Annotated in this window: 7 protein-coding genes; 6 read left to right on the top strand and 1 reads right to left on the bottom strand. The window is 49.1% G+C overall.

The genetic code is table 11. The features are described 5' to 3' along the window. From KOD92_RS20860 to KOD92_RS20835, 6 genes are read left to right on the top strand one after another with little or no spacing between them, the layout of a single operon-like run. Entirely contained in the window at window positions 1–1,581 is a 1,581-nt protein-coding gene (locus KOD92_RS20860; RefSeq protein WP_215235529.1) for a RagB/SusD family nutrient uptake outer membrane protein, read from the top strand. Window positions 1,582–1,605: 24 nt separating this feature from the next. Beyond that, window positions 1,606–2,547 (top strand): dihydrodipicolinate synthase family protein, encoded by a 942-nt coding sequence (locus KOD92_RS20855; protein ID WP_215235528.1) that lies wholly within the window; start codon window positions 1,606–1,608, stop codon window positions 2,545–2,547. A 47-nt stretch (window positions 2,548–2,594) separates the two neighbouring features. Next, a complete protein-coding gene (locus tag KOD92_RS20850; protein ID WP_215235527.1) occupies window positions 2,595–5,198 on the top strand; it encodes a sodium:solute symporter family transporter in 2,604 nt (867 codons plus the stop codon). After that, window positions 5,195–6,712 carry a sialate O-acetylesterase gene (locus KOD92_RS20845; RefSeq protein ID WP_215235526.1) on the top strand — a complete coding sequence of 506 codons (1,518 nt, stop codon included), beginning with the start codon at window positions 5,195–5,197 and terminating at the stop codon, window positions 6,710–6,712. Before KOD92_RS20850 ends, KOD92_RS20845 begins: the two co-directional genes overlap by 4 nt. Window positions 6,713–6,718: 6 nt before the next feature. Continuing rightward, window positions 6,719–7,945 (top strand): AGE family epimerase/isomerase, encoded by a 1,227-nt coding sequence (locus KOD92_RS20840; protein ID WP_215235525.1) that lies wholly within the window; start codon window positions 6,719–6,721, stop codon window positions 7,943–7,945. A 2-nt stretch (window positions 7,946–7,947) separates the two neighbouring features. Next, a complete protein-coding gene (locus tag KOD92_RS20835; RefSeq protein WP_215235524.1) occupies window positions 7,948–9,108 on the top strand; it encodes a sialidase family protein in 1,161 nt (386 codons plus the stop codon). A gap of 160 nt (window positions 9,109–9,268) precedes the next feature. Here the strand turns inward: KOD92_RS20835 and KOD92_RS20830 are convergent, their stop codons facing one another. Then, window positions 9,269–10,852, bottom strand: a complete 1,584-nt coding sequence (locus KOD92_RS20830) for a RagB/SusD family nutrient uptake outer membrane protein (RefSeq protein ID WP_215235523.1) — start codon at window positions 10,850–10,852, stop codon at window positions 9,269–9,271. Window positions 10,853–10,867: the final 15 nt, after the last annotated feature.

Here is a 10,867-nt window from a genome sequence, read left to right as displayed (position 1 = left end):
ATGATGAAAAAGATCAGAATTTACATTTGCTGGGCTCTGCTTTCGGTGCTGGGCAGCGCCTGCCAGGATGCGCTTGAACTCACGCCGCAGGATTATTTCGGCGACAGCAACTTTTGGCAAAACGAATCGCAGGTTAGCAATTTCATGGTGGGTTTGCACAAGCAATTCCGGGACAACCAGTTCCAGTTTCTGCGCCTGGGCGAAATGCGCGGCGGCAATTACAGCACCGTGGACCGTCAGGCGACTTCATTGAATGAGCTTCCGGTGATCGAGCAGCGTTTGGAAGAAACATCTTCCGGCGTTAGTAACTGGGCAGGATTTTATGGCCCGATTTTGCAGCTAAATCTATTTATCCAGAAAGTTGAAGCGATCTCTTTCCTTTCCGAAACGCGCAAAAGCTATCTTTTAGGACAAGCTTATGCGATGCGTGCTTACTATTATTTTCACTTGCTGCGGACATATGGCGGCGTGCCGCTGGTGCTCGAAGCGGATGTTTTGAATGGCACAACGGACGCGGTTTTGCTCAGAAAAGCCCGTGCTTCCGAGGCGGATGTGCTGGCGGCGATCAAGGCGGACGTGAACAAATCAATCTCGTTATTTGGCGCGCAGGGTGCGGCTACGGACAAAAGTCAATGGTCACCGAATGCGGCTTTAATGCTCAAAGGAGAAGTTTTCCTATGGTCGGCCAAAGTGTATAATGCAACAGCCGATCTGGCAGAAGCCAAAACGGCTTTGAATGCGGTGACGGGCAGCGCGTTACTTCCCAATTTTGCCAACGTTTTTGCCTATAATCAAAAGAATAATGCTGAGATCATTTTTGCGATCCGCTTCCGGGTAGGTGAGGCTGAAATGGGTAATGTGGCGGCTTACACTTATTCCACATTTAATTTCAACGGACTGCATTACAAGGATTCAACGGTCAGCGCAGGAGTGGGCAATTTTCTGGTTGATCCTTTGACATTGGCTGCGCCTAATTCCATGCAAGTGATCCAGCGCTATGCTTACACTTTTGAGCTGTTCCAATCTTACGATATAGCCGACACGCGGCGGAATGCTACTTTTTATGATTTTTATAAAGTCAATACGGACGTGAAGCCTTATGTAACAACCATTAAAAACACCGCGCTGGTGAAATTCCTGGGAACCATCGATGCCAACAAACGCTACTTTTCCGACGACTGGCCGGTGTATCGGGAGGCAGACCGCTTGCTGATGCTTGCCGAAATTACCAATGCAGAAGGCGGTGATCCAGCTGCGTTTATTCAGCCGGTGCGCGACCGCGCTTTTGCACCTGCAAAGGATCCGAAGCCATTTAAAAACGCCGGAAAAGATGCCAATGAACTGGCAATTTTTGAAGAGCGTACCAAGGAATTTGTGCACGAGGGAAAACGCTGGTACGACCTCCGCAGGATGAAGTATGGCGCTGAACCACTTATATTTAAGAGTGCAAGCCATCCTTACGGCCTGCTCGACAAAGCCACACAAGCTTACCGGATTCTATGGCCGATTGAGGCTAACATCTGGACCAATGATCCGCTCGTGGCGCAAACGCCGGGTTACCAAACCGCAAGACCAAATTAAGCATCAGATTATCAACATTATATTATGAATTTACATTTGAAAGGCCTCATTGCCGCTCCGTTTACACCCATGCACGCAGACGGCAGCCTTAACCTGGATCTGATTCCAGCGTATTATCAATTTTTGAAACAAAATGGCGTGACCGGCGCATTCATTTGCGGCTCCACGGGTGAAGGCGTTTCGCTGACGGTTTCGGAGAAAATGCAGGTGGCCGAGGCGTGGGCAGTTTGTGCAAAAGCGGATCAGGATTTCACCATTATGCCTTTGCTGGGCGGGACTTGCATTGCCGATTGCATTGAATTGGCAAAACATGCCGAGCAAATCGGTTTGGACGCGGTTTCATTCACGAGTCCTTTTTATTTCAAACCGGCTAATGTGGAAATGCTGGCCGAATGCATCATCGCCGTTGCCGAAACGGTGCCGCAAATGCCTTTCTATTATTACCACATTCCGGTGCTCACCGGCGTAGGTTTCCCAATGTTTGATCTGCTGAAAGCCATCGACGGGCGGCTTCCAAACTTTGCCGGGATCAAGTATACGCACGAGGATTTCATGGATTTTCAATCATGCCTGAATTTCCGGAATGGCAAATACGATATGCTTTGGGGCCGCGATGAAAACATGCTTTCTGCCCTGGCTGTCGGTGCGAAGGGCGCGGTCGGCAGCACATTCAACTATGCGGCGCCGCTTTATTATGAATTAATAGAAGCTTTTGAACAGAACGATATTGTTAAAGCAGGCACATTACAGCAGAAATCAATTGATATGATCCGTTTGCTAGGCAAATATGGTGGAATTTCAGTCGGTAAGGCTTATATGAAAGTGGTGGGGATGGATTGTGGTAAATTTCGCTTACCCGTAAAAAATATGAGCGACGCGCAGTTTGAAGCATTCCAATCGGATGTGGCCGCGCTTGATTTCGATTCGTTTAAATCAGGTCAGCTTATGACCAAAACCATTCATTAATGCAGCTCGGAACCGCTTTTTTCTGTCTTCTTTTTTGCTTACAACTTATGTGGTCACCAACGCTGCGCGCCCAGGATCAGAAGGCGAATGAAATCGTCTGGTCGGAACTTGCCAACATGCCTGCTCCCGCAAAGGACGAAGAACAGCTGGGCGTGGCCGGCGCATTCACAGGCGTCCATAACGGCGTGCTGATTGTTGCCGGCGGAGCCAATTTCCCCAATGGAATGCCGTGGGAAGGTGGCAAAAAAGTGTATCGGGATGAAATGTATGTTTTGCAAAAAAAGCAGGACAGTTATGAGTGGATTACACCAAAGATGCCTCGTTTGCACGTAAAAGCAGCATATGGCGCCAGCGTTTCCGTGCCGGATGGGATCGTTTGTCTAGGTGGAGAGCTGGAAAATGGTGTGACTAACAAGGCTTTTATGATGCAGTGGAATGCTGCAAAAAATGAAATCATTTCTAAACCCTTACCGGATATGCCGGTTGCGCTGGCCAATGCTGGCGCGACCAGCATCGGTAACACGATATATGTGGCGGGCGGCGAAAACAATGGCAAGCCGTCCAACCAGTTTTTTGCATTGAATCTTTCTGAGGCAGCACCGAAATGGGAGATTTTACCTGCATTGCCGGTTGCTATGTCGCATTCGGTGGTGGTTTCACAGCATAATGGCAAGCATGCGCAGGTGTATGTGCTCGGCGGCAGAAGTGCTACGGCGAGCGGGATCAGTGATCTGCATAGCAGCAATTTTAGTTATGATCCTGCTAAAAAATCCTGGCAAAAACTCGGCGATATCAGCGATGGAAAGCAGGTTACCACATGGTCAGCCGGGACGGGCGTTGCCAGCGGTGCTTCCTACATTCTGCTGATCGGCGGCGATAAGGGGAATGTGTTTCACCAGATCGAAACATTCAATGCACAAATTGCGAAAGCCGGAACCGCCGAGCTGAAACAAAAGCTGCAAGCGGAAAAAGTCGCATTACTGAATTCCCACGAAGGTTTTAGCAAGGACATTTATTTATACAACACCATTACCAACGCTTGGACGAGCGTGGGCGAGCTCCCGGGAGCAGCGCAGGTGACAACCACAGCGGTAAAATGGAACAACGACATTATCATTCCTAGCGGCGAGATCCGCCCCGGAACCCGCACGCCCGTGATCACGAAAGGCAGCATTCAGCACAAGCCATTCTTTTCCTGGATCGACTCGGCTGTTTTGGGAATTTGCTTTTTATTAATGACGGCAGGCCGCTTCTTGTTCACCGGCAAAACCAGCAACACAGACGATTATTTCAAAGGCGGTGAGCGCATTCCGCAATGGGCTGCCGGCATCAGCATCTTTGGTGCAAAGCTCAGCGCCATCACATTCATGGGCATTCCGGCCAAGACTTACGGCACGGATTGGACTTACTTTTTCCTGCTCATGACGATCATTATGGTAATGCCGCTGGTTGCCAAATTTTTCATTCCTTTTTACCGGCGACTACAGGTGACATCGGCATACGAATATCTGGGCAAACGCTTCAATTATGGTTCACGCGTCATGGCTTCGGCGCTTTACGTGTTGCTGCAAATCGGACGGATGGGCATTGTGGTGCTGCTGCCGAGCATTGCGCTGACGCTGGTAACGGGCATCGACATCAACATTTGCATCATTATGATCGGTGCGATCAGTATTTTCTTCACGGTCAAAGGCGGCATTGAGGCGGTGATCTGGGTGGAAGTGATCCAGGTTCTGATCCTGGCCACGGGCGCATTGTTCTGCCTGTTTTATCTTCCATTTCACATTACCGACCGGGATGCAGGCATCAATGCCATTAATCATGCTGATAAATTAAAGGTTTTCGACTTCCGTTTCGATTTCACCGAACCGACGTTCTGGGTTGTAGTAATCGGCGGGTTAGCAATCAATTTGCTGACTTATGGCACCGATCAAACCACCGTGCAGCGCTATCTGACCACCAAATCCGAGAAGGAATCTATCAAAAGCTTGAAACTCGGCGCGTGGCTGACATTGCCTTCCACATTGGTCTTTTTCTCGATCGGCACGTTGCTCTTTTTGTTTTTCCGCGAGCATCCGCATGAGGTGAATATGGCTTTGAATGATCAGGACAACATTTTTCCGTGGTATATCGTAAGCCAGCTTCCGGCCGGTTTGTCGGGGTTGCTCATCGCAGGCATTTTCGCCGCGGCCATGAGCAGCACGGAAGCCAGCATGAACTCCACTGCCACATTGCTGACGACGGATTTTTATCAAAAATTCAAACCCGGCGTTACGCCAAAACAAACGCTGTTCTTTGCCAGAACCACCACATTATTGCTCGGCATTTTTGTCACCTGCATCGCGCTGTATATGGCGCACAAGGGCGTTTCTTCGCTCTGGGATAAGTTTAACACCATTCTCGGCCTGTTTACCGGCTGCATTGGTGGCGCATTTATTCTGGGAATTTTTACCAAAAAAGCCAGCGGAAATGGCGTGATGATCGGCATGGTCATCAGCTGTTTTACGCAGATCCTGATCCAGCATTATACCAACATTCACTTGCTCATGTACGCATTTACCGGACTGGTAAGCTGCGTGGTTTTCGGTTACATTTTTAGTTTGATCATGCCCGCCGAGCGCGATTTGAAAGGCTTAACCATGTACGAATGATGGCGCGAATCGTATTTTTATTGCTGCTGAATGTATTAGCATTTAATTTTTCCAAAGCCCAAAATGTGGCGGAAACCGAGCTCACATTGGCTCCCGTATTTTCGGACCACATGGTTTTGCAGCGAAACAAACCCATTAAGATCTACGGAAATGTGGCCAGTGGAACTGACGTAACTGTTGGGTTTTTGGGAAGAATACGGACTGTAACAACGGACGGTTCAGGAAAATGGAGCGTGACGTTTCCGGCATCAAAAGAAGGCGGGCCGTATGATATTTCAGTTTCGACGAAGAATCAGGAAGTCAATGTTCGTGACATTTTGATCGGCGATGTATGGCTTTGCTCCGGGCAGTCGAATATGGCTTTTGCATTGCAGGATGCGAAAACAGGGCCGGAGGAACTGGCAGCGGGAAAATTTGATTATAACTTACGTTTGTTGAAAATGAGCGGAACCGTTTCGACTGGGAATGCAGCTTGGGATTCTGCTTCGCTCCATAAAATCAATCAATATAAATTCTTCGCGGGCAGCTGGAAAACGCTGGATAAATCATCGGCAGCCACGTTCTCAGCAATCGGTTATTATTTTGGTAAACAAATTAAAAAAGAAACAAACGTCCCAATTGGCCTCATACAGGTTGCATTAGGCGGTTCTCCAACCGAATCTTGGATTGATCGTGCGCTTCTCGAACAAGATCAGCAATTTACCGGAATGCTCACCGACTGGCAACATTCAAACCTAGTCATGGATTGGTGCCGTGAACGTGCTGCGAAAAATATCAGTAACGCGCAATCAAAGGATCAAAAACATCCATTTCAGCCAGGTTACAACTTTCAGGCGAGCATTGTTCCGCTGACTGACTTCCCCATTGCGGGCGTGATCTGGTATCAGGGTGAAAGCAATGTGTTTAATGTTTCGCTGCACGAGCAGCTTTTCGAAATGCTGGTCAAAAACTGGCGGGAGAAGTGGGGTTATGCATTTCCGTTTTACTATGTGCAGTTATCCAGCATTGAAAGACCCAATTGGCCCGAATTCAGGGATTCGCAACGAAAGCTTTTGACCACAATCCCCAATTCCGGCATGGCGGTCAGCTACGATTTTGGCGATTCGCTGGACGTGCATCCCACACAAAAGAAGGAAGTCGGCGAACGGCTCGCATTGCTGGCACTTCGGGACACATATAAAAAGAATGTCGTAGCCGAAGGGCCGGTTCCTGAAAAGGCAACACTTACAAACGGCGAGATCAGGATTCGTTTTTTTAATGGGAAAGGTTTTTGGTCAAAACAAAAAAACCTTTTGACCAAAAACAATGCACCGCTGACGGGCTTTGAATTACTGACGGAAAATGGGAAACAAATGTCTGCAAATGCAAAAATTTCAGGCAATGAAATCGTGATCAACGTTCCGGCTGGTGAACGGATCAGCACCGTTTTGTACGCATATAAGCCTTTTACGCGGGCTAATCTTTATAATGAGGCGGGCTTGCCTGCTTCGACCTTTTCAATAGCAGTAAAATAAAAAGAAATGCATTACACAAAAGCAGAACTGCAAAACCTGGGAGATTTTTACAAAAATCAGCTCTTGAACGACACGCTGCCATTCTGGTTTCCGAGGTCGCTGGATGAGGAGTTTGGCGGATATCTTTTAATGCGCGATCACGACGGCACATTGATCGATGACGACAAGGCCGTTTGGATACAAGGCCGCACGGCATGGTTGCTGGCGACATTATACAACACCGTGGAGCCCAGACAAGCATGGCTGGAAGGAGCCAAATCAGGAATTGATTTTTTGAATAAACATTGTTTTGACACCGACGGACGCATGTTTTTCCACATGACGCGCGCCGGTGAACCCATCCGCAAACGCCGTTATTTTTTTTCAGAAACGTTCGCCGTAATAGCCAATGCAGCTTATGCAAAAGCGAGCGGAGACCAGCAAGCCGCGGAAAAGGCGCGCTATTTATTTGGTAAATGCATGGAGTACGCAACCACACCCGGACTGCTCGAACCCAAGTTCGCTTCCACAAGACCAGCCAAGGGAATAGGCGTGCCGATGATCCTGATGAACACCGCCCAGCAACTGCGCGAAACCATCGGTGACCCACGCTGCGACGGATTGATCGACGAATTTATCAGGGAAATTGAAACCGATTTTGTCAAAGAAGACATTCAATGCGTGATGGAACAAGTCGCGCCCGACGGCAGCATTATCGACCACATCGACGGCCGCACGCTCAATCCGGGCCACGCGATAGAAGGTGCGTGGTTTATTTTACACGAGGCCAAATACCGGAACAATGACCCGCATCTGATCGCGCTCGGCTGCAAAATGCTCGATTACATGTGGGAGCGCGGCTGGGACAAGGAATTTGGCGGCATATTCTATTTCAGGGATGTCTATGGCAAGCCCGTGCAGGAATACTGGCAGGATATGAAGTTCTGGTGGCCGCACAATGAAGTAATTATTGCCACGCTGCTGGCTTATACGCTTACCCAGGATAAAAAATACGCGAAAATGCACACGATGGTGCACGATTGGGCCTACACCCACTTTCACGATCAGGAAAATGGGGAATGGTTTGGTTACCTGCACCGCGACGGAAGTGTGGCGCAAACCGCCAAAGGCAACTTGTTCAAAGGCCCGTTCCACCTGCCGAGGCAGGAATGGTATTGTGCGCAGCTGATGCAGGAACTCGTTGGAATGGGCGTGGAGAACAACATTTTTGAAACTGAAAAACAGAACGCTTGAACATGAAAATCATAAAACTAACCCTCATTGCATTACTCATTTGCCAGCTCGCCGTTCAGGCGCAGACGCCCGTTTTTGTTTCCGGCGCAGAAGGTTATAAATCCTTCCGTATTCCCGCCATTGTGCGCGCACCGAATGGTGATCTGCTGGCATTTGCAGAGGGTAGGGTGGCCGGAAGCGGGGATTTTGGAGACATTGACATTGTCATGAAACGTAGCAAAGACAAAGGCAAAACGTGGTCGGCATCACAAGTGGTGGCGGGCTACGACAAGCTGCAAGCCGGAAATCCGGCCCCGGTGTTCGATCTGAGCGATCCGGCATTTCCAAAAGGACGATTGTTTTTGTTTTTTAACACAGGAAATAACCATGAAGGCGAAGTGCGCAAAGGCAAAGGATTGCGTGAGGTTTGGTATAAAACCTCGACGGATGCGGGCGCAACCTGGGCCGAACCTGTCAACATTACGACGCAAGTTCACAAACCGAAAATGCCGGATGTGAATGCGGCTTACAATTTCAGTGAGGACTGGAGAAGTTACGCCAACACGCCCGGGCACGGCATGCAAATGACGGAAGGACCGTTTAAAGGCAGGATCTACATTGCCGCCAACCACTCCGCCGGTGACCCCAAACCCAAAGGTGCGGATTACCAGGCACACGGTTTTTACAGCGATGATCATGGCAAAACATTCAAATTAAGCGAAACGATTTCATTCGAAGGTTCCAATGAATCCACGGCCGCCGAAATTTCGGGAGGCAGGGTCATGTTCAATGCGAGAAACCAAAAGGGCGATGTCCGCGCGCGCATTGTGGCGGTAAGCAGCGATGGCGGAGTGAAATGGGATACCACTTATTTTGACCATAACCTGCCTGATCCCGTTTGCGAAGGAAGCATTTTAACCATTGGTAAAACCAAAAAACACAACATTCTCGCATTCTCCAACGCAGCCGACACCAAAGAACGCGACAACCTCACATTAAGGATCAGCTTTGACGACGGCAAAACCTGGAAGCAAAGTTACGTGGTTGACAAAAGCAAAAGCGGCGAAAAGGATTACACAGCTTATTCGGACCTGGTGCAAACGGGCAAGAAAAGCGTTGGGGTTTTGTATGAGTTTGATGGCTACAAATCCATTGTTTATAAAGAGATTGTTTGGAAGGAATAGCGTTCTTGCTGTTGTGAAACGGTGGTAACTATTGCTTACATATGTCTGCACGAATCGGCGGCCTGGCTGCATACTGATCACTGAGTCACCAGGATCTGTATGCAGCCAGAGTCGGCTCCCGACCCGATATGCCTAAATGAAGGTTACAAGCTCCTGATCCTCAATTCCAGTCATTACTAACGTCCTTGGCCACGAGCGGATTGGTGTTCTTCTCGGTTAAGGGAATAGGAAATAATACGTGTTTGTCCTGGAAGAAAGACTGACTTGATGCCGGATATTTCGCTTTCTTTTCAGCATTGAGCGTTTCTTTGGCAACACCCCAGCGGATCAGGTCGAACCAGCGCACCTGCTCACCGACGAGTTCGAGCTGGCGTTCCAGCATGAGCTTTTTCATTGCTTCGTCCTTGCTGCCCAGCGTGGTGTAAGCGAATGCGCCGGACCGGGCGCGCACTTTGTTGATCAATGGCAAAGCTTCACCCATTTTTCCGACCTGGATCTGCGCCTCCGCGAGCATCAGCAGCACATCGGCAAAGCGGATGATCTGGGAATTGATGTCCGATTGCGGTAGTTCGCCTTTTTCCTTGTATTCGTAAGGTTCGTATTTCCTCCACCGGTAGCCGTTGCCATTCTCTGCAAACGGATAAGTTTTCACCCCAGTCGTGCATTTGTCGCAATAGGTCACGTCGCCTCCGCTGGCTTTGTCACCGTAAAATGTGTTTTGGGCTCTCGGATCAACATAAGCTTTGCCGGCTTCGTCTTTGTAAGTGAATGCTTTCACGGCGGCATCGGAGATGAACACGTTTCGCCAGTCGTTCCAGCCGTATTCCATAGCGCGGCCGGTCAATGTATTTTTACCGCTTCCCGATCCTTCCTGCGAGCCAAACATATAGTACGGACTACCTTCGGCCCAGCCGCCCCATTCTTTGTGCGGGACGTCGAAAACCGATTCTGCGTTTTTCACGGGTGATTTAGTGAAGAGCTCGTCCAGATTTTTGACCAGATCATACGTGTAAGGCGCCTTTGTAAGTAGGTCAAATTGCGCGGCAGCTTCGGCGTATTTCTTTTGGTATAAATAGGTTTTACCCAATAATGCAATCGCCGCACCTTTGGTAACGCGGCCCAGGTCACCCGCACTGGCGTACGTGACAGGCAGTCCGTTGATTGCATTGGCGAGGTCGGATTCTACCATTTTCCAGCCTTCCTCAGTGCTCGCCCTTGGAAGATAAAATTCGTCGTTACCACTGTAATCCTTGCGGACTGGCACCCTGCCCCAAAGCGTTACGAGCAAAAACTCGGCATAGGCTTTCAAAAAATAGGCTTCTGAGACATACTGGGCTAGTTTTTGTTTCTCTGCGTCATTTGCGGGCGTTATTTTCGCAGCTTTATCGATCACTAGATTCGCCCGGAAAGTCATTTTATAAGTGGTAGACCAAAGGTCATTGATCTGCGCATGATTGGGTGCATAACTGTAATCGTGCAGCTGCAAAACGTCCCCCAGCAACGGCGCATCAGCCTCCGCTTCATTGCCGGTAAGATCCATTAAATAATAGAAATCCCTGGAATACAAGCCTTTGTAAAGCAGCAGCCCGTAAGTCGCTGTAACGGCTTCCGAAATCGTAGCGGGCGTTGTAAAGTAAGTATCGTCGTTGTAGCTCGACTGGTTTTTGACATTATCCAGTGAGTTGTCGCAGCCGGCGAGGGTAAGGCAGGCCAGCGTTCCCAGCGAAAGTATTTGCTTTTTCATTATGATGAAAATGAA

Origin of the sequence: Dyadobacter linearis (genome assembly GCF_907165045.1) — a bacterium.
Classification (GTDB): Bacteria; Bacteroidota; Bacteroidia; order Cytophagales; family Spirosomataceae; genus Dyadobacter; species Dyadobacter linearis.
The sequence above is the reverse complement of the archived record's forward strand: the minus strand, read 5'-3'. Positions and strand labels throughout refer to the sequence as shown.